18 protein-coding genes and 2 tRNA genes are annotated in these 19,968 nt (G+C 43.0%); 13 read left to right on the plus strand and 7 right to left on the minus strand.

The genetic code is table 11. The annotated features are described in order from the left end of the window. The first annotated feature begins 3 nt into the window (after nucleotides 1–3). The 3 genes from L2730_RS15170 (at nucleotide 4) to rnd (ending at nucleotide 3,969) form a co-directional block, all read left to right on the plus strand. Entirely contained in the window at nucleotides 4–885 is an 882-nt protein-coding gene (locus L2730_RS15170; RefSeq protein ID WP_248975365.1) for an alpha/beta fold hydrolase, read from the plus strand. A gap of 179 nt (nucleotides 886–1,064) precedes the next feature. Then, nucleotides 1,065–2,738: a long-chain-fatty-acid--CoA ligase FadD gene (gene fadD / locus L2730_RS15175; RefSeq protein WP_248975366.1), complete on the plus strand. Its 1,674-nt coding sequence runs from the start codon at nucleotides 1,065–1,067 to the stop codon at nucleotides 2,736–2,738. A 121-nt stretch (nucleotides 2,739–2,859) separates the two neighbouring features. Next, nucleotides 2,860–3,969 (plus strand): ribonuclease D, encoded by a 1,110-nt coding sequence (gene rnd / locus L2730_RS15180; RefSeq protein WP_248975367.1) that lies wholly within the window; start codon nucleotides 2,860–2,862, stop codon nucleotides 3,967–3,969. A gap of 470 nt (nucleotides 3,970–4,439) precedes the next feature. Here the strand turns inward: rnd and minE are convergent, their stop codons facing one another. From minE to minC, 3 genes are read right to left on the minus strand one after another with little or no spacing between them, the layout of a single operon-like run. Beyond that, complete coding sequence (minE, locus tag L2730_RS15185) at nucleotides 4,440–4,700, minus strand: cell division topological specificity factor MinE (protein ID WP_020912397.1); 261 nt, start codon at nucleotides 4,698–4,700, stop codon at nucleotides 4,440–4,442. A 2-nt stretch (nucleotides 4,701–4,702) separates the two neighbouring features. After that, a complete protein-coding gene (minD, locus tag L2730_RS15190) occupies nucleotides 4,703–5,512 on the minus strand; it encodes a septum site-determining protein MinD (protein ID WP_248975368.1) in 810 nt (269 codons plus the stop codon). Between the two features lie 25 nt (nucleotides 5,513–5,537). Further along, a complete protein-coding gene (gene minC / locus L2730_RS15195) occupies nucleotides 5,538–6,203 on the minus strand; it encodes a septum site-determining protein MinC (RefSeq protein WP_248975369.1) in 666 nt (221 codons plus the stop codon). A 159-nt stretch (nucleotides 6,204–6,362) separates the two neighbouring features. Between minC and L2730_RS15200 the strand changes: the two genes are divergently transcribed. The 3 genes from L2730_RS15200 to L2730_RS15210 all read left to right on the plus strand — a co-directional run bounded on the left by L2730_RS15200 (nucleotide 6,363) and on the right by L2730_RS15210 (nucleotide 8,710). Then, on the plus strand, nucleotides 6,363–6,644 hold the full coding sequence (locus L2730_RS15200) for a YcgL domain-containing protein (protein ID WP_044555833.1): 282 nt from the start codon (nucleotides 6,363–6,365) through the stop codon (nucleotides 6,642–6,644). 31 nt (nucleotides 6,645–6,675) lie between these two features. After that, the gene (locus L2730_RS15205; protein WP_248975370.1) at nucleotides 6,676–7,677 is read left to right on the plus strand and encodes a lytic murein transglycosylase; all 1,002 of its coding nucleotides are present in this window, start codon (nucleotides 6,676–6,678) and stop codon (nucleotides 7,675–7,677) included. Between the two features lie 592 nt (nucleotides 7,678–8,269). Beyond that, a complete protein-coding gene (locus L2730_RS15210; protein WP_248975371.1) occupies nucleotides 8,270–8,710 on the plus strand; it encodes a YcgN family cysteine cluster protein in 441 nt (146 codons plus the stop codon). 88 nt (nucleotides 8,711–8,798) lie between these two features. Here L2730_RS15210 and L2730_RS15215 read toward each other — a convergent pair whose 3' ends face one another. Beyond that, entirely contained in the window at nucleotides 8,799–10,361 is a 1,563-nt protein-coding gene (locus L2730_RS15215) for a lytic transglycosylase (RefSeq protein WP_248975372.1), read from the minus strand. Nucleotides 10,362–10,451: 90 nt separating this feature from the next. Beyond that, entirely contained in the window at nucleotides 10,452–11,228 is a 777-nt protein-coding gene (gloB, locus tag L2730_RS15220) for a hydroxyacylglutathione hydrolase (RefSeq protein WP_248975373.1), read from the minus strand. A 107-nt stretch (nucleotides 11,229–11,335) separates the two neighbouring features. On the opposite strand from gloB, the gene L2730_RS15225 reads away from it, so the two are divergent. Next, nucleotides 11,336–12,070 (plus strand): class I SAM-dependent methyltransferase, encoded by a 735-nt coding sequence (locus tag L2730_RS15225; protein WP_248975374.1) that lies wholly within the window; start codon nucleotides 11,336–11,338, stop codon nucleotides 12,068–12,070. Nucleotides 12,071–12,086: 16 nt separating this feature from the next. After that, a complete protein-coding gene (locus tag L2730_RS15230; protein ID WP_248975375.1) occupies nucleotides 12,087–12,983 on the plus strand; it encodes a LysR substrate-binding domain-containing protein in 897 nt (298 codons plus the stop codon). A gap of 5 nt (nucleotides 12,984–12,988) precedes the next feature. On the opposite strand, the gene rnhA is transcribed toward L2730_RS15230, so the two are convergent. Then, the gene (gene rnhA, locus L2730_RS15235; RefSeq protein WP_248975376.1) at nucleotides 12,989–13,468 is read right to left on the minus strand and encodes a ribonuclease HI; all 480 of its coding nucleotides are present in this window, start codon (nucleotides 13,466–13,468) and stop codon (nucleotides 12,989–12,991) included. 71 nt (nucleotides 13,469–13,539) lie between these two features. On the opposite strand from rnhA, the gene dnaQ reads away from it, so the two are divergent. From dnaQ to L2730_RS15255, 4 genes are all read left to right on the plus strand, one after another. Beyond that, complete coding sequence (dnaQ, locus tag L2730_RS15240; protein WP_248975377.1) at nucleotides 13,540–14,268, plus strand: DNA polymerase III subunit epsilon; 729 nt, start codon at nucleotides 13,540–13,542, stop codon at nucleotides 14,266–14,268. A 10-nt stretch (nucleotides 14,269–14,278) separates the two neighbouring features. Then, a complete protein-coding gene (locus tag L2730_RS15245) occupies nucleotides 14,279–15,598 on the plus strand; it encodes a TIGR03503 family protein (RefSeq protein ID WP_248975378.1) in 1,320 nt (439 codons plus the stop codon). A gap of 127 nt (nucleotides 15,599–15,725) precedes the next feature. Next, nucleotides 15,726–15,802: transfer RNA gene (locus tag L2730_RS15250), tRNA-Asp, on the plus strand. An 84-nt stretch (nucleotides 15,803–15,886) separates the two neighbouring features. Then, nucleotides 15,887–15,963: transfer RNA gene (locus L2730_RS15255), tRNA-Asp, on the plus strand. A gap of 273 nt (nucleotides 15,964–16,236) precedes the next feature. Here L2730_RS15255 and L2730_RS15260 read toward each other — a convergent pair. Then, on the minus strand, nucleotides 16,237–17,232 hold the full coding sequence (locus L2730_RS15260) for a DHH family phosphoesterase (protein ID WP_248975379.1): 996 nt from the start codon (nucleotides 17,230–17,232) through the stop codon (nucleotides 16,237–16,239). Between the two features lie 899 nt (nucleotides 17,233–18,131). On the opposite strand from L2730_RS15260, the gene L2730_RS15265 reads away from it, so the two are divergent. Further along, nucleotides 18,132–19,949, plus strand: a complete 1,818-nt coding sequence (locus L2730_RS15265) for a cation:proton antiporter (RefSeq protein ID WP_248975380.1) — start codon at nucleotides 18,132–18,134, stop codon at nucleotides 19,947–19,949. Nucleotides 19,950–19,968: the final 19 nt, after the last annotated feature.

Raw genomic sequence — 19,968 nt, forward strand, 5'->3', positions numbered from 1 at the left:
GATATGGACAAGTCCTGTGAGCAAGCAAAAGAGATAACGATTCAATTACCCCATATAAAATTAGCGGCAAAACTATGGGGTTCACAGGACAAACCATTAATATTGGCGTTGCATGGTTGGTTAGACAACGCCAATAGTTTTCTACCTTTAAGTCAGTATTTAACTGACTATCAAATCATGGCAATTGACTGGCCCGGTCATGGTCTATCTGAGCATCGCCCTGGTAAATATCCGCTGCATTGGATTGATTACCTCTATGATTTGGATGCACTGTTAACAGCGCTGCCTACACATCAACAACCCACTGCTATTTTAGGCCACTCTTTAGGAGGTATTATTGCATCTGCTTATACGGCTGCATTCCCTGAAAGAGTATCGACCTTAATTTTAATCGAAGCTTTATCGCCCCTTTATGAAAAGGAGAGCAAAGCGAGACAGCGTCTTAACAACAGCTTTAAGTCTCACCGACGTTATCTGCAAGTTGAGGCTAAAAACAACAATGTTTATCGAGATATTTCTGTCGCTGTCAATGCTCGTCATAAACTTACTGCGTTAGATGTGGCATGGTGCGAAATTCTCACTCAACGCAATATGAAAAAGCTTGATTCTGGAGTAAGCTGGCGCAGTGATCCCCGCTTAAAATTAGATTCTCCATTGAGACTCGCTTATTCCCAAGTTGATGCATTAATGCAGGCCCATGAGGTCAACACGTTGTTGATCCTGGGTAGCCAAGGGTTCTCTCAATTGAGCAGCGCTATTCCAATCGCGAAAGGTTGGTTTAATCAGCTAGAAGTGGAGGAAATTGAGGGAGATCATCATCTTCACATGGGCAGTGCGAAAGCGGTTTCATTTACGATAGATAGATTCCTTAAAGCTAAAGGCTGAAAAAGGGGCTAGGTTTTTCGTTACATATATGTGATGATAATCAAAATTTAAACGCTTGTATGATTTATTGGCGTTTCTTATAAATATAAAGATTTGACAGTGTTTAGCTTGTTTATTGGCAAGCTGCAAACGACCGTTGAGGTATTGTTTCCCTTAGGTGGAAATATTAGGAGATTTTTGTGGATCAACTTTGGATTAATAACCTGCCAGACGATGTGCCTTCTGAAATAAATGTAGAGCAATATGCTTCGTTAGTGGATCTATTTGAAACATCGGTTTCTAAATATGCTGATCAACCTGCATTCGTGAATATGGGCGCAACATTAACCTATCGCAAACTAGAAGAGCGAAGCCGCGCATTTGCTGCATACTTGCAAAATGAGTTGAAGCTGAGTAAAGGCGACCGTGTTGCCATTATGATGCCAAACTTATTGCAATATCCAATTGCACTTTTTGGCATATTACGCGCAGGTATGGTTGTGGTTAACGTTAATCCGCTATACACACCTAGAGAGCTTAAGCACCAATTGACTGACTCTGGTGCCAAAGCGATTGTGGTCGTGTCTAATTTTGCCCACACATTAGATAAAGTCGTTGCAGAAACCCCTGTTGAAAGCGTTATTTTAACTGGCTTAGGCGATCTGTTAAGCGCACCAAAACGAACCGTGGTTAATTTTGTGGTTAAGTATATTAAAAAGATGGTGCCTAAATACCATCTTCCACAAGCCATTTCGATGCGAAAAGCGTTATCGAAAGGGCGACGTATGCAGTATGTTAAACCTGTTGTCAAAAAAGATGATTTAGCTTTCTTACAGTACACTGGTGGTACAACTGGTGTTTCCAAAGGGGCTATGCTTAGCCACGGCAATGTAGTCAGTAATTTGCTGCAAGCTGACGCAGCATACGGCTCGTTACTGGTTAACGGTAAAGAGTTTGTTGTCACTGCGCTCCCGCTTTATCATATTTTTGCGTTAACAGTTAACTGCTTGTTGTTCATTCACAAAGGTGCGAATAACTTATTAATTACTAACCCAAGAGATCTGCCCGCTTTTATTAGCGAGCTAGATAAACATCCTTTCACAGCGCTAACAGGGGTCAACACTCTGTTTAATGCGCTAGTGAACTCTGAAGAATTTACTAAGCTAGATTTCACCGATCTAAAATTGTCTATTGGTGGCGGTATGGCTGTGCAACGTGCAGTGGCTGATAAATGGCAAGGGATCACTAAAACGCGTTTGTTAGAGGGCTATGGTCTTACTGAAGCGTCACCACTAGTGACTTGCTGTCCTTATAACTTAGAGGGCTACAATGGCTCTATAGGGTTCCCTGTTTCTAACACTGATATTCAAGTCAGAGATGAAGAGGGTAAAGTGCTTGCTCAAGGCGAGACAGGAGAGCTGTTTGCTAAAGGACCACAGGTCATGGTCGGTTATTGGAATCGCCCCGAAGAGACAGCGAACGTTATCGATGCTAACGGCTACTTGGCGACGGGCGATATTGGTTACATGGATGATAAAGGTTTCTTCTTTATTGTTGACCGTAAGAAAGACATGATTTTGGTTTCTGGCTTTAACGTGTTCCCGAATGAAGTTGAAGAGGTTGTTGCCTTGCATCCAAAAGTCATCGAAGTGGCGGCCGTTGGTGTGCCTCATGAGGTTTCGGGTGAGCTTGTAAAAGTATTTGTGGTCGCAAATGATAAATCTTTAACCAAAGAGGATATTATCAAGCATTGCCGCGAACATTTGACGGGATATAAAATCCCTAAGCTGGTAGAATTTAGAGACGAACTACCCAAAACGAATGTAGGTAAAATTCTACGTCGTGAATTGAGAGATGAAGCTAAGAGCGATTAACTGCGATTAGTTCTTTCATAAAAGAGTGGTAGTTGCCACTTTTTATAGACTAAAGCCGGCGTATGCCGGCTTTTGCATTATTTGGTCGAGTTAAGCTTATTTCAGGATTTTGGAGAAGACTTTGTTAGCGTTTCAATATATTGACGATGATACCAGTTTAGCGGCGCTAGTAGCGCAATACCGTGAAACCAAATTACTGGTGATTGACACTGAATTTGTCAGAACTCGTACTTATTACGCTCGCCTAGGGCTTATTCAAGCTTACGACGGTAAAACCCTCGCCCTGATCGATCCACTCGCAGTGAGTAATCTCAGCTTATTTTGGGCATTACTGACCGATGACAATATCATAAAGCTACTCCACTCATGCAGCGAAGATTTAGAAGTTTTTGCAAAGAATGGAGCTTGCCAACCCAATAAACTGTTTGATAGCCAAATTGCAGCTGGCCTTTGTGGCATGGGCTACGGGCTAGGTTATGCAAAGTTAGTTGAGCAAACACTGGATATAACGCTTGATAAGGGCGAGTCTCGCACTGATTGGTTGAAACGACCATTGAGCGAAGCACAGTTAAATTATGCCGCGAACGATGTTTACTACCTGTATGAGTTATACCCACAACTGGTTGAGAAACTGGAGTCACAGGGAAGGTTAGATTGGGTCTATGAAGATGGTGAGAGGATGACACAAGGTCGTCTAGATGCTCCCGATCCTGAAGTTGCTTATCTAAAGGTTAAAAATGCTTTCCAGTTATTGCCGCGGCAGTTAGCAGTGTTAAAAGCGTTAGCTAAATGGCGCCTTAAACGTGCGCTAGTAAAAGATTTAGCGCTTGGATTTGTGGTCAAAGATCATGCTTTGATTGCACTTGCGAAAAAGATGCCGAAAAACAGTAATGATCTGTATAAACTTACGGAGCTTACCGAGCAAGAGAAACGTATTCACGGCAAAGAGCTTGTTAAAATCATTGCTAATGTCAGTTTTGAAGAACTCCCAAAACCATTGGATGTGCTTGCGCTTAAAACAGGCTATAAGGCGGCTTTCAAAAGCATTAAACAGTGTATTACAGAGCAAGCGGAAGCGCAGAATGTACCGATTGAACTGTTAGGTTCAAAAAAACTAATCCATGAATATCTACAATGGGTATGGGACGGTAAAACAACAGAGATACCTTTAATACTCAGTGGTTGGCGTAAAGGTATTGTCAGTGATGCGCTTAATGAGCTAAAGCTTTAAGGGCTAAGAATTATACCAATTGCATTAAGTATTTGACCAGTTCAGAGCCCCTCAGCCTTTTCAATTCAAAGCGCATTGGTAAAGAAATGGTTATTCCCTTTTAAGCCAATGCAAAGCAGAAGTGGAAAGACTGAGGGCCTCACGTAGTGCGGCTGAGGTTAAACAAATTGGCAAAACGCTGTATGCTTCGCTATGGGATTTGGATATACGACTAAATGGTCTATTTTGTTCCATACAAAATAAGACATTCCGGCCCTCCTTGGCGGTCAGATTTAGGAGTTAGAGCGAAGCAGGATGCCAGAGCCGAGAATAACTATTAGCTCAAATCCCACTACTTACCTACAACGTTTTGAATTCCCGCTGAATGGTCAAACTTTTAATGCAATTGGTATTATTAGTCGTCGTTAAAATAGAAACACCCGCGAAATGCGGGTGTTTTGACTTAAACAGTGCTTATAAGTAACGTAAAGTTAGCTCTGCTCAGGCAAAGTCACATTAAGCTCAAGTACTGATAGGTTGTCGTCATTCTGATCAAGTTGCACAGATACTTGGTCTGCGCCCACTTTGACATATTTACGAATGACCTCAATGATCTCCTGCTTCATCTGCGGAAAATAATCGGGGGCATCTCTCTCGCCACGTTGATGAGCGACAATGATCTGCAAACGTTCTTTGGCTGTTGCAGCAGTACTCGGTTTCTTCTTCGTTTTAAAATAATCAAGTAATGACATAATTAGCTACCAAAAATTCGTTTTAAGAAACCTTTCTTCTCTTCCGTAACAAATCGGAAAGGCAGTTCTGCACCCAGTAGGCGCTCGACAGCATCGCTATAAGCCATACCCGCGTCGCTCTCATTATCAATAATAACAGGTACGCCAGAATTTGATGCTTTAAGTACTGCTTGTGACTCAGGGATCACGCCCAATAGCGGAATGGCTAGAATCTCCTCCACATCCTCTACGCTAAGCATTTCGCCCGTTGTAACGCGAGCAGGTGAGTAACGGGTAAGCAAAAGAAACTCTTTAACTGGCTCAAGACCTTCTTCAGCACGCTTAGATTTGCTTTGTAGCATACCTAAAATACGGTCAGAATCTCGGACAGAACTCACTTCTGGGTTAGTCGTCACAATGGCGACATCGGCAAAGTAGAGTGCCATCATTGCGCCCGTTTCAATCCCCGCTGGTGAATCACAAATAATGTATTCGAAATCCTTTGCCAAATTATCGAGAACCGTTCCAACCCCTTCTTTAGTTAGGGCATCTTTATCGCGAGTTTGCGAAGCTGGTAATACAAATAACTTAGGGCACCTTTTGTCTTTAATCAATGCTTGGTTTAAGTTTGCTTCGCCATTAATGACATTCACAAAATCATAAACCACACGTCGCTCACAACCCATGATTAAATCAAGATTACGTAGGCCGATATCAAAATCAATCACTACGGTTTTATGACCTTTTAATGCGAGACCAGTTGCAATAGCTGCACTTGAGGTTGTTTTCCCCACACCGCCTTTTCCAGACGTGACAACAATAATTTGCGCCATTTATTATTCCTTTTTATTTGCGCTCTTACAGAGGCAATGATTCAACCGTAAGCGAGTCGCCCTCTAGGCGAATACAACCACTCTGTGCGGCTTCGTTTTGCTGAAGATGTTCAGTCAACCAGTATTGACCAGCAATCGATACCAGTTCAGCTTCAATTTTTTGTGCCACTATCACAGCATTTTTATCACCGGCTGCGCCAGCCATTGCTTTACCGCGCAATGCGCCATAGACATGAATACTGCCATCGGCGATAACTTCAGCGCCATTACCGACTGCGCCTATAACGATAAGATCGCCGTTTTTCGCATAAATCTGCTGACCAGATCGCACGTTCTGTTTGACGATTTTAGTGGTCTTTGGCATTTGAGGTTGGCTAGTTGCCGCTTTTCCCGATTTAACAATGGCTAAACCAATTGACTTGGCCATATCATTAATAACAGGCAATGCGCTGGTGATACCGACAATAATAAGTTGGCGACTGGTTAAAATCTCTTTTAAACCTAAAAGGTCAAAGTCACTGGCTTTAATCGCACTTAAATTAACCACTAAAGGCGCACCAAGAAAAAACTGAGGTGCAATCGCAAGTTTACTGTCTAATTCCGCTGCTATAACTGCCATATCCTGGCTATTAATATGCAGAACAGAAAGCGTAAAAGAGGAGCCTTTTAATTCGAGGCTGGGTGTTTGCATTCCTGTATGACTCTCTAGAAAAATTCAGCGCTAGGCTGATATCCATTAAATTACCGCCAAACCCAGCATTTTCGGGCAGAACGGGTATATTCCTAACAGTCCATGTTATAGTGTGCCGCATAAGCTGGCAAGTTGAATAGTCTGGAAATTGAGTCGTATATGATCTGTGCTGTGTATAAAAGTTTAAGAAAAGCGGATAGCTATCTTTTTGTTGAAAAACGTAATGAATTTGAACGAGTTCCTGAGGCATTGATGGCAATGTTTGGTGAGCCGCAATTGGTGATGATGCTGCCAATTGATAAGCGTGATCACCTTGGCTTTGCTGATATCAAAAAGGTCAAAGCTGAACTGAAGGATAAAGGATTTTATTTACAGTTACCGCCACCTGTGGTTAATTTGTTAGAACAACATAAGAAAGACATTGGTTTTAACCCTGAATAACAGTATTTAATTTTGGGGTAAGGGAATATTTATGCTACTGAGTAAGCAAGCTTTGACATTAACCTGTGGGTTAGTGCTCTCTTTTAACGCGATAGCAGGTGATACAACGAGTGCAAACAAAGGCAGTTTTAGCGAGTACGTGGCTCAACTGAAACTTGAAGCTGCAGATCAAGGCGTGACAGAGCAGACCATCAATGATGTTTTTCCCAAAATAAAAATGTTCAAAAAGGCTGTTGCTTCCGACAAAGCCCAGCCTGAAACGAAATTGACTCTTGAAACTTACTTACCGAGGGTGGTGCCTGACTGGAAAGTTGAAAAAGCGCGCGGCCTATTCAAAACTCATCAAGTAGAACTTGAGAGGATCGGTAAGTTATACGGGGTGCAGCCACGATTTATTGTTGCTTTATGGGGCGTAGAGTCAAACTTTGGCAAGTTAACTGGCAGTTATCCAGTATTATCAGTAACAGCTTCATTAGCTTATGAAGGACGTCGTGAAGCTTTCTTTAAAAAAGAGTTTTTCGCAGCGTTGAAAATTGCTGAAGAGCAACAATTTACCTTTGAAGAGATGAAAGGTTCATGGGCTGGGGCGATGGGGCAAACTCAGTTTATGCCAACCTCATTTCTAGCCTATGCTCAGGATGGCGATGGCGATGGTAAAAAAGACATTTGGAACAACACCAGCGATGCGTTTGCATCTGCGGCTTACTATCTGCAGCAGGCTGGTTGGAAAGAGTCTGAAACTTGGGGGCGGCAGGTTAAAACGCCTACTGACTTTGATGGAGCACTCGCTAATCTAGCGGTTAAAAAGACCTTTTCACAATGGCAAGCGCTGGGGGTTAGACGCTTTAATGGCAACGATCTTCCTAATCGAGATGATATGATGATCTCTATGGTGATGCCGGATGGTGAACAAGGTCGTAAGTACTTAGTATACGATAACTACCGTGGATTACTGCGCTGGAACAAGTCTAATTACTTCGCTATTTCAGTTGCTTACCTTTCGGAAAGAATCAAGTACCCACCGATCAGCTAGCCTCAATACTCCGGTGTTAACTGTTATTAATAGCGGCTAATTATACCAATTGCATTAAAAGTTTGACCATTCAGCGGGAATTCAGAACGCTGTAGAAAAGTAGTGGGATTTGAGCTAATAGTTATTCTCGGCTCTGGCATCCTGCTTCGCTCTACCTTCTAAATCTGACCGCCAAGGAGGGCCGGAATGTCTTATTTTGTATGGAACAAAATAGACCATTTAGTCGTATATCCAAATCCCATAGCGAATCATACAGCGTTTTGCCAATTTGTTTAACCTCAGCCGCACTACGTGAGTTCCTCAGTCTTTCCACTTCTGCTTTGCATTGGCTTAAAAGGGAATAACCATTTCTTTACCAATGCGCTTTGAATTGAAAAGACTGAGGGGCTCTGAACTGGTCAAATACCTAATGCAATTGGTATTAGTCGCTATTTTTATGTTTAGTCACTAGTTCAGTCCAGTCATATTTCTATTTTACGCCAGCAATAACTGTGATTGTCACAGCCATTACAAATGAACATAGGTGCAACGAGAGTAGCGGCTGGTGTACAATAGCCCTTCTTTTGAATCGAACCGAGTTGTAAGTTTTAGCATGGCATTTTGGAATGAAAAAACATTAGCAGAGATGAGCACCGAGGAGTGGGAGTCACTGTGTGATGGATGTGGTAAGTGTTGCCTCAACAAGTTGATTGACGATGAAACTGAAGAGCTTTACTACACCAACGCAGCCTGTTTGTTATTAGATGCTAAGCAGGGTCATTGTAAGAACTATGAGCAGCGTTTTAGTTTTGTGCCTACCTGCACTAAGGTGACCATGGATAATTTAGCGATGCTAACTTGGTTACCAGATAGCTGTTCATACAGAAGGTTAAATGAAGGACGAGGCTTACCGAGTTGGCATCCTCTTAAGACTGGCTCTAAAGAGGCGATGATTGAAGCTGGGATGTCGGTAGCAGGTAAAGTCACTTGTGAAACCAAAATCCGCGACATTGAAGATCACATCGTTATTTGGCCAATGAAAGATATTGAGTGATTATAAGCGATAAATAAAAAATGCCGACAAGTTAACTTGTCGGCATTTTATGTTCTACTTCAGTAACTATAAGGCACTAAAGAGGGGACTATGCTCTTACTTTAGTCATATCAACATAAAGTTTAAGTGTTTGTCCTGGTTGAATATATTTACTTTTCTCAAGTTTGTTCCAACGAACAAGATCGCTGACCTTAACATTGAATTTACTGGCTATTCTGGCGAGAGAGTCACCGCTACGTACTTTGTAATTAACGGTACGCATCACTTCCTTTAAGCCTTGATTGCTAGCGGTACTGTTACCAGTCCAAATGACTAACTTTTGTCCGATCTGCAAAGGATCTTTAGGTGCCATACTATTCCAGCTTGCAAGCTGAGAGGTTTTGACTTTGTGCTGCTTCGCTATTTTCCAAAACGAGTCACCAGACTTAACCGTGTAGGTGAGCTTTTGCTGACCACGAGTCTTATTCTGCTTACGGTTTTTACGTTGGTCGGCTGAAAGTAGGTATTCATCTAAATTCTTCGCGGCAACGGGAATAAGCAGGAATTTGCCCGCAACAATGGTATTGCCATTAATATCATTGACCGACTTTAACGCAGATACGGTTGTACGATAACGTTTAGCAATCAGGCCTAAGCTGTCGCCAGACTTAATCTTATAACGTTCCCAATTAAGTCTTTCATTCTTTTGAGTGTCGTTAAGAGCGATTTTAAACGCTGCGGCTTTCTCAACCGGTAACACTAAATTATGTGGTCCATCAGGAGCAGTTGCCCAGCGGTTAAAGCCTGGGTTAAGTTTATGCAACTCTGATGTAGTCATACCGGCAATATCAGCGGCTAATGCTAGATCAATTTGACTACCAATTTCGACCACTTCAATTTGTGGTTCGTTGCTGATAGGCGTTAGTGTAATACCATATTTATCGGCATTTTTGATCACATCAGCAAGCGCCAAAAGCTGTGGTACATAGCGCTCGGTTTCACGTGGCAGGTTTAGGTGCCAAAAATCAGTGGGTATGCCTTTACGCTTGTTTCGCTTAGCAGCATTAATGACACGACCTTCGCCAGTATTGTAAGCTGCAATCGCATATAACCAGTTGTCGCCGGTTTTGTCGTATAAATACTCAAGCATATCGAGTGCAGCAACGGTCGCTGCAGGTACGTCCCTGCGACCGTCATACCACCAGTTCATCTGTAGGCCAAAGTGACGTGCCATTGGCGAAGTAAACTGCCATAAACCTGATGCTGCGCCATGGGAGTACGCAAAGGGGTCAAATGCGCTTTCTACAATCGGTAATAATGCCAATTCTATTGGCAAGTTACGTTTCTCAATCTCTTCGACAATTAAGTACATGAAAGGCGTAGCACGCTCAGAGACACGTATTAGATGTTGCGGGTGCTTGATATACCACTCTCGGTATTGTCTAACCAGCTTTTCATCTGGAATATCCATCTTAAGTTCTAGACGAATGCGCTCCCAAATATCTGTCACCTCGACAACTTCGGCGACTTCGGGCTTAACGGGTTCTTTGGTGACTTTTTCTGTGACAACAGGTGTTGTTTTAGGTCCTTCTGAAGTCGTTTGGTTGCTTAAGTTTTGGCAACCAGTCAGCAGGGCAATCCCCCCTGCGACAAGTAAAATGGGTACGCGCATCTAAAATGTGTGTCCTTTATTTAGGCCCAAAAAAACCAGACGTTATCTGGCTTAGTGGCACTGGATTAGCGAGACATTGTAGAGTATTTTTTAGAAATTGTCTTTCCATTGACGCAGAAGTGCAAAGCATTTCACAGCATCGTTTATAGGTTGTTGGAATTGCTCAGCTAAAGATTGTTGAATTTCTGTGCTATAGCTGCGTAAAAAAGGGTTTATCGCTCTTTCTTGGGCTATAGACGATGGCAAAGTCGGTGTATTACTCGCTCTTAGTTGCTCTGAATGGTGAGTGTACTGTTGAAGTTGTACATTGCTAGGGTCTACTCGATTCGCAAAGCGAAGATTCGCCAAAGTGTATTCATGGGTACAATATACTTTTTTATCGTCTCCTACCTGCGCCAGTCGCTCTAACGATGTGAGCATTTGCTGTGGTGTTCCCTCAAACAAACGGCCACAGCCCGCGCTGAAAAGCGTATCGCCGCAAAAAAGAGCATCTTCTATTACATAGGCAATATGGCCTAATGTGTGTCCTGGCACTTCAATCACTTCTGCTTTAAGGTCAATACCTTGTAGTGTTAAGCTTGCACAAGCTTGTAGCGGGTTATTAACCCCTTCAATTTTTTCCGCAGCGGGTCCATAAACCGGGATATTGCTGCCATAATAGCTTAGGAGTTTGGCGATACCACCCGTGTGATCATGATGGTGATGAGTGATCAATACACCTAGAAGTGGGATCTGTTTATCGCTCAAGAACTGAATCACCACATCGGCATCACCAGGATCGACAACATATGCGCCATTAGTGTTTGAAGTTTGAATTGCCCATATATAGTTATCATCAAAGGCAGGTAATGGGGTGACAGTTAACATAATCGGTCCTAATAATTTGAGCGCTAAAACAAGTTTACTTAGAATAACTATTGTTTGTACATGGCTTTCGTTATTAAAGTAGAGCATCAGCAACTTAGGAGATAGCATTGACTCATTCAGGTGTTCCGCTAAAACCCTATCATTGGTCAGAATTACCAAATGGTCCGGTGATCCGCGAAAGTATTGAAGAAGTGATGTTTTCGTGGTGGCCGAGAGTATTTGGTTATTACATGCTAAGCCTTGGGCCATTGAGTGCAAAGGTTGATAAAACGGGCGTTGGAGTCAGTTGTCACTACTCTTTGTTCGATGAACCAGAGGCTGACATACTGGCTGATTACAGTCAGCTGCCGATCCAAAACGCCAGTGTCGATGCCGTAGTCATGAACTTTTTACTTGAGTTTGAAACTGATCCCTATCGTTTGTTGCGAGAAGTCGACCGGGTGTTGATCTCGGGTGGCCATCTTATTATTGCTGGCTTTAATCCGTTAAGCCCGATGTTTATCGGAAAAATGCTGCCAAAATACCAGCAAGAAATCCCTTGGAATGGTCGCTTCTTTATGCCGTCGCGAGTTAAAGATTGGTTAGGGCTTTTGGGTTACCAAGTGGTAGCGGATGAGCGCTTGTTACATCATCATCTGCTAAAGGATTTAAAAACAGACAGTATTTGGTCTCACGCGTTAAAGTCGTGGTTACCCAGTAGTGGCAGTGTTTATGTGTTGGTGGCTAGAAAGCTTGAAACACCACTGACCCCAGTTCGAACCAAGCGCAAAGTAAAACAGCCGAATTGGTCAACGGCGCCAACAGCAGGGCGCACCGGGCATACTTCACGATCTTCAAAATAATGGGTTTAAACTATTAATGCGTATTACTTTAAAACAACTCGCCATCTTTGAAGCCGTTGCTCGTAGCGGCCAAGTGGCAAAAGCTGCTGAAATGGTTAACCTGTCATCGCCAGCTGCCTCGATGGCACTTTCTGAACTCGAGAAGCAGCTTGATGCTCGCTTATTCGAGCGAATTGGCAATCGACTACGATTGAACTCCCAAGGCAGTATGTTGTTACCATTGGCGACTGACGCATTGCAAAAAATTGATCAAATAGAGCATGCATTTTCGCCAGCAGGCAGTGAGCTAGGTGGGGATCTCAACGTGAGTGCCAGCTCCACCATCGGCAACTATTTATTGGCAAAAAGCGCAGTGGCATTTTGTCAGCAGCATACCAATACACTGGTTAATGTCGATATTGATAATAGCCAAGCGGTCATTAATGCTGTGCTCGAATTTAGAAGTGAAATGGGCTTTATTGAAGGGCAATGCCTCGATAGCCGCATTGCTGTAGAAGCGTGGCATAAAGACTGTTTACTCATTTTCTGTCATCCAGCACACCCACTAGCGGGCAAAACCGTGAGCCCTAAAGCGTTGACGGGTCAACCTTGGGTGATGAGAGAAGAGGGCTCTGGCACGAGAGATTACTTTGTTAATGCCGCCAATATGCTTGATATGCAGCCGCAAGAGAAGTTTCGCTTCTCAACCCCTGACGCCATTAAACAAGCCGTTAAACAGGGAGCCGGTTTAGGGGTGTTGTCAGAGTTAACGCTTGAGAAAGAGATCAGTCGTAAAGAACTGGCTGTTATCAATGTAGAGGGGTTATTGCTTGAACGAAAGTTCTACCGAATTCACCATAAGAGTCGTAATTTTACAGCTATCGGTGCGGCGTTCATTGCTTTTTGCCAAGATTTTTTAAACACCGATAGCTAAGTCAATTAATCTTGTTGTGTGAGATAGCCGCTGTCTTCTTGAGTCGGCTTTTTCTCAGCAGCTTGGCGTGCTAAGTCATCACAGCGCTCATTCTCAACATGCCCTGCATGGCCTTTAACCCAGCGCCAATCAATTTGGTGCAACTGCGAGACGGCATCAAGACGTTGCCATAAATCAACATTTTTCACTGGCTGCTTAGTCGATGTCACCCAACCATTGCGTTTCCAGCCATGGATCCATTGCGTGATCCCTTGGCGCATATATTGGCTATCGCTAGTTAATATCACTTGGCAAGGGACTTTTAGTGCCTCTAATGCCACAATGGGAGCGAGCATCTCCATGCGGTTATTGGTGGTCAATGCAAAACCATCGGCGAGTTCATGAGTATGCTTTTTGTACTTCATTACAATGCCGTAGCCCCCAGGTCCTGGGTTTCCTAAGCAAGAACCGTCGGTAAAGATAGAGATCTGTTTCAGTCCAGTCATCAAGTTGGTACCATAGCTAAAGTGCTGGGCGAGTATACCCAAAAATTTAACTGAGAAATGCATTAATTCACATGAACATTATTTCAAGCGCTAAACGCCAAATTATTCTCGATACCGAAACCACAGGTATGAACCAATCTAGTGGCCCTATCTATCTTGGCCATCGAATTATTGAGATTGGTTGTGTTGAAGTGGTAAACCGCAAGCTAACTGGGCGCCATTACCACGAATACATCAATCCGCTACAGCCTATTGACGAAGAGGCGATTGAAGTTCATGGGATCACCAATGAATTTGTCGCAGACAAACCTAAGTTTCATCAAATAGCGCAAAGTTTTATTGAGTTTATTGATGGCGCTGAAATTGTGGCACATAACGCAAACTTCGACGTTAGCTTTATGGATCATGAGTTTTCGATGTTACAGCCGATTGGGCCTAAGACTGCCGAAATATGTCAAATACTCGATTCGCTCGCCATCGCCAAACATCTTCATCCTGGACAGAAAAATAACCTCGATGCCTTGTGTAAGCGTTACGGTATTGATAACTCTCGCCGTGATCTTCACGGCGCATTACTCGATGCTGAGATTTTAGCTGACGTTTACCTCATCATGACGGGTGGGCAAACTAAGTTTAATCTATCAAGTGAAAAAGCGGGTCAAGAGAGCGGCGGTATAAATCGCCTCCCTAAAGATCGAGCAAAACTTAAAGTGATCAGCGCATCGGCCGATGAACTAACTAGACATGAAGAGCGACTCGACTTAGTCGCTAAATCTGGGCAGTGTATCTGGCGAGGATAGATTTTTATCTATGATTAAACGCGTAACAACATGTGTAGCGGCAATACTTATTGGGCTTTTGCTAAGCCGTATCGCCATTGCTGACGTGATCCTGTCATCTCAAGCTTCTGAATTGAAAAATCGCTTTAGAATTGACCATATGGTCGACAGTGTCACCTTGCTTATTCAACGCGAGTACGGCAGTGCACCTGTAATTGTGGTTCAACCAGATGGCAGTAAATGGTACGCCAGTCGCCATCCTGAATCTGTAAAGTGGATGGATGGATTGACCGGCGATATGATCACTATTGAAAACCCAATGCCAGGTCCTTGGCAGCTTATTGGGAGGGTGGTAGAAGGCTCTGTTATTGATAAAGTCTCAAAACTTTCAATCGACGTCGATCCTATCCCGCAGCCGCTCTACCAAGGTGAACGCCTAAAGTTAACTACTCGTTTGATTGGTGATGATGAAAAAGTCCGCTTGCCAGGTTTAGATTATCTGATGAGCTGGACAGCTAAGTTTATCAGCGATAACAATCCCGGTGATGAAAACTTTGCGGCTGGCAGTTTTGTTGTCGGCACTTATCGAGATGATGGTGAAAAGCTTGATGAATCCCCTGATGACGGGGTCTTTACTAGTAAAATAAACCTAACCCAAGCTTGGGGCGGATATACCTTACAGGTAGATGCTAAGAACGCCGTGCTTGAGCGTCAGTATTCTGAAGCTTTTACCTTGTCAACACGACCAATTAATGTGGAGATTGTCGCGCCAGAAAGTGCACAAGCAGGGCGGTGGGATCTGCACATAAGCGTCGATGATAATGAGTTGCTGTTATCACAGACTCATATCGAAGCAGATATTGTCGGTCCTGCTGGTATGAGGTTATTAGAGTCGATATCAGATATTACTGAAGCTGATAGTCGTTTTCAGTTAAAACCAGTGAATGATTTTGGTAGTTATCGAATTAAGCTAACTGCGGTGAGCACCACTAAAGCAGGACGGGAGATCTATTTGACCTTACCGGAGCTATTTTTTAATTTTGTTAAACCGCCTGAGCCACCGCCTTCAAAAGAGGAGCTCGCAGCAAGAGCAGAGTTGCAAGCCAAGAAGGCTGAAGACTCGGCAAAACAAGATGCAATATTTTGGTTGATTACTATTAATACGGTTTTACTTATTTTGGGTATTTTGATTTTACTGTTTGTCCGTAAACGCAGTAACTTGAAAAAGGCACTCGCTGCAACCCAAGCAAGAATAGATAAAGAGTCCCGTCAACAGGAGATTACCATGGAGCTTGATGAGATTGATTTGATGATGCCGGAAGATTTTGATGATCCTAAAGCTGGAAACTAAACCATAAATTGCGATTGTTGTACGTTAAATATCAAAATTGAACATTTTTTAGCTGGTTAGTAATAATTGCTGAAAAAACTTATTGACGGAGTTTAACAGTCTACGTATTATTCATCGCACTTGATGTGGAGCGGTAGTTCAGTTGGTTAGAATACCGGCCTGTCACGCCGGGGGTCGCGAGTTCGAGTCTCGTCCGTTCCGCCAATCAAGTGCTAAAATTTACGCTATTTGTTAGTGACATAACGAATAGAAATAGAGACTAAGATAATTGGTTTTTATTAGAGTTTTGGAGCGGTAGTTCAGTTGGTTAGAATACCGGCCTGTCACGCCGGGGGTCGCGAGTTCGAGTCTCGTCCGTTCCGCCAATATAAAGACGAAAGCCTCATCGAAAGATGAGGCTTTTTTCGTTTACATTTTATCTCTTTTAAAATGATTAACCATTTACTACTAAGCAGTAGTTCAGTTGGTTAGGCTACTTATGAATAGAACGCGGCCTGTCACGCCGAGGGCGCGAGTTCGAGTCTCGTCCGCTCCGCCAATAAAAGACGAAAGCCTCTGCAGAAATGCAGAGGCTTTTTTCGTTGCTGAACTCTTGTTGTAAGTAAAATTACACTCTTTTATTTGCCGATTCGAGTTTTTTAAGCACTGCGTCTCAAAGCTAAAATTGAATCTATTATTGGCGATAGGTGAAGCTCTTTTTCGGTGATGAATTCACTGAGATAATCTTTAAACACAATACCGCCAGCCATATGTGGATGGCCGCCACCAAAACCAAAGCTTTTAATGTTTAGTTGCTCCCTCACCACTTTAGCAACATCAACATACTGGCATTCTGAGCGCAGAGAGAGCTGAATGCCGCGTTGGCTAGACTGCGCGATGACCACAACATCCAGTTCATTAACTGTCAGTAAGAAGTCGCCTAAAATACCTAGCATATTTTTTGGGCAATCAATCGACACTGTTGCAAGCCCGACACCTTCAGTTTGTTTTACTGACTGGCAAACGTGCTCAAATAAGTTGAGCTCAGAATAGGTAATTTCATTGCGGCAGATTTTATTCACTAATGCCAAATCTGCTTGTTGATTGAACATCACAAATGCTTTTAGATCGGCAGAGCAAACGCCGCGGGTCATATGTGCGGTATCAATCTTTAGGCCAACGAGTAATGCCGTCGCGACATCTTTAGACATGTTAATGTTGAAAGCCTGAAAGTACTCAAACAATATCGTTGCCGTAGCACCATAGTCTTCTCTGACATCACTAAACCATAAATTATTGGGTGGGGTAACCACATGGTGGTCAATCACTGCAATCTCTTCACCGGGCATATCGGTGACATTGCGCTCGCCAATACAGCCATCAATGGTAATAATTTTGTCCAATGTAGTAAGTTGAGCCTTGCTACAATGGCTCACAGGTATGTTTAACCACTCAATCATATTAGATAACGATATACGGTCAATTTCGCCGTTATAAACAATAATTGAATCAATTCCCAGCTCTTTGAGTAGCACTGACATGGCATAGGCAGAAGCAATGGCATCATGATCTGGGTAATCATGAGCTTGAATAACGACACGCTGCAAAGAAGATAACTTTTGTACAAAATTAATTAGTGCCGATGTTTTCATCATATTGGTTACTTTTAGTGTTTAAGAGTGTGTAGATGCATGAATTCAAAATTAAAGTTTAAAACTTCAAGCGACAAGATTATTGCTTGTTTGAGTTCAAATTTTTTGGGTGAGCACTGTTTGCGGAAAGTTGCAGCAACTTGAGCTATTTGCTGAAAATAAAAACTCAATAGGATCCGTAGTCCTTCCATGACTCTATGCTACTTTATGTCAGGTAGCACTCCATTTAGTTTCGAAACAATACCCCAGTTTCACTTATATTTCCATAGCTTAAGCCTAGTTTGTGTTTATACCAATTGCATTAAAAGTTTGACCATTCAGCGGGAATTCAAAACGTTGTAGGTAAGTAGTGGGATTTGAGCTAATAGTTATTCTCGGCTCTGGCATCGAGCTTCGCTCTACCTCCTAAATCCATTTAGTCGTATATCCAAATCCCATAGCGAAGCATACAGCGTTTTGCCAATTTGTTTAACCTCAGCCGCACTATGTGAGGCCCTCAGTCATTCCACTTCTGCTTTGCATTGGCTTAAAAGGGAATAACCATTTCTTTACCAATGCGCTTTGAATTGAAAAGACTGAGGGACTCTGTACTGGCCAAATACTTAATGCAATTGGTATTAGTATGAGCAGTTGGGGTGAGCAATCTCTAGAATGACGTTGAACCTAACAGATACAGTGATGGAAGTTTGCCATCACTGACTATTTAAAAAAACGTCAGATGTGGACTCGCTCTTTTAATAGACAATTACGCAGCGCAGAAGCACTGTTCGATTCACATTGCTGGATGGTTTTTCCCCTTTTTGGGACGAGATCAGCGATCTGCTCGAGATAACTTTTACATTCAGCACATTTACTCCTATGTTAACAATGTCGTGATGCCAATTATTGAATAAGGAAATTGTATGCTGGAGCAGATCACCGCAATGCTTGCTTTGTTGGGGGTTTTATCGTTATTTTGTCAATGGCTTGGCTGGCGACTTAGGCTTCCTGCTATTTTACCTTTATTACTCTGTGGGTTGCTGCTTGGCCCAGCGCTGGATTTCTTAAATCCAGATGCAATTTTTGGTGACTTGCTATTCCCGATTATCTCTCTAGGTGTGGCGGTGATTCTGTTTGAAGGTGCGTTGACGTTAAACTTCAAAGAGATCAGTGAACACGGAGGCATGGTTACGCGTTTAGTCACTTTAGGTACGGCAATTACATGGGCATGCATCAGTGTGGCGACGCATTATCTGCTGGGGTTTGATTGGCTGATGGCTATCCTGTTTGGCGCGTTAGTGGTGGTGACTGGGCCGACGGTTATCGTACCTATGCTGCGCAGTGTTAGGCCTAAAACAGAGCTTGCGAGTATTTTGCGCTGGGAAGGTATCGTTATTGACCCCATCGGAGCCATACTCGCGGTGTTGGTGTTTGAATACATAGTTGTCGCAGCGGATCCAACGACTCACGTACTGCATGCACTAGGAGCAATGCTAATTGTTGGTTTAGGTTTTGGCGCATTAAGCGGATATCTAGTAGGGCTTATTTTGCGAAAAAATTTGTTACCCCATTACTTGCGCAATACCGCGGTACTAACCTTAATGTTAGCGGTGTTTGTCGGCTCTAACTTATTGCAGGAAGAAGCGGGTTTGTTGTCAGTGACTGTAATGGGAATTTGGCTGGCGAATATGAAAGGGGTTGAGATCAGCGATATTCTCGAATTTAAAGAAACGCTCACAGTACTGTTGATCTCTGCACTGTTTATTCTGCTAGCGGCTAGGCTCAATGCCGATGCGTTATTAAGCCTAGGTTGGCAAGGTTTAGCGCTGTTAGCTGTAGTGATGCTCGTCGCAAGGCCGCTTAGTATTTGGTGTTGTGGTATCGGTACGTCTCTTTCAAGTGGTGATAAATGGTTTTTAAGTTGGGTTGCTCCTCGCGGTATTGTTGCGGCAGCTATCTCTTCGTTGTTCGCGATTAAACTTGAAAATGCGGGTGTTGCTGGTGCTGAGTTGATTGTGCCTCTGGTGTTTCTAATTATTATTGGCACTGTGGTGATCCAGAGCTTAACGGCTGGTCGCTGGGCTAAAATATTAGGAGTGACAGCAGGTTCTTCTCAAGGCTTACTCATTTTTGGCGCGTCGCAGTTTTCACGAGCACTGGCAAAAACCTTAATGTTGAAAGGCGTGACAGTACTACTTGCTGACAATAACTGGGACAATATCCGTTTGGCTAGAATGGATAATATTCCTGTCTATTTTGGTAATCCAGCCTCGGAGCATGCTGAGAATCATATGGATATGAGCGGAATAGGGCGAGTGTTAATCATGTCGCCTTATCGTCAGCTTAATCCATTAGTGAGTTTTTACTTTCAAGACGTATTTGGTGGCGAGAAGGTTTATGGGCTTAATAATGCTGATAGCAGTAATGGCAGTGCTAGGCATCAGTTATCTGAGTCATACCTAAAGCGTTTATGCCTATTTGGAGATGCGGTTTCTTACTCAAAGTTAGCCAGTTTGATGGCTAAAGGCGCCACAATAAAAAGTACTAACCTCACTGAGAACTTTGATTATTCAATGTTCATGCAGCAGTACGGTCAAATAGCTATTCCTTTAATTTATCTGCAAGAGGGTAAAGTTAAAGTGATTAGCGCTGCAGATACAGCATTGAGCCACGGTGTAGAGTTGATAAGCTTAATACCGGCCGATACCACGGGTGTTGAGTTGAATGGGAAAGAGGCTTAATACCATTGTTACAGTACCA

This window comes from Shewanella kaireitica, from assembly GCF_023284045.1.
GTDB classification, from domain to species: Bacteria; Pseudomonadota; Gammaproteobacteria; order Enterobacterales; family Shewanellaceae; genus Shewanella; species Shewanella kaireitica.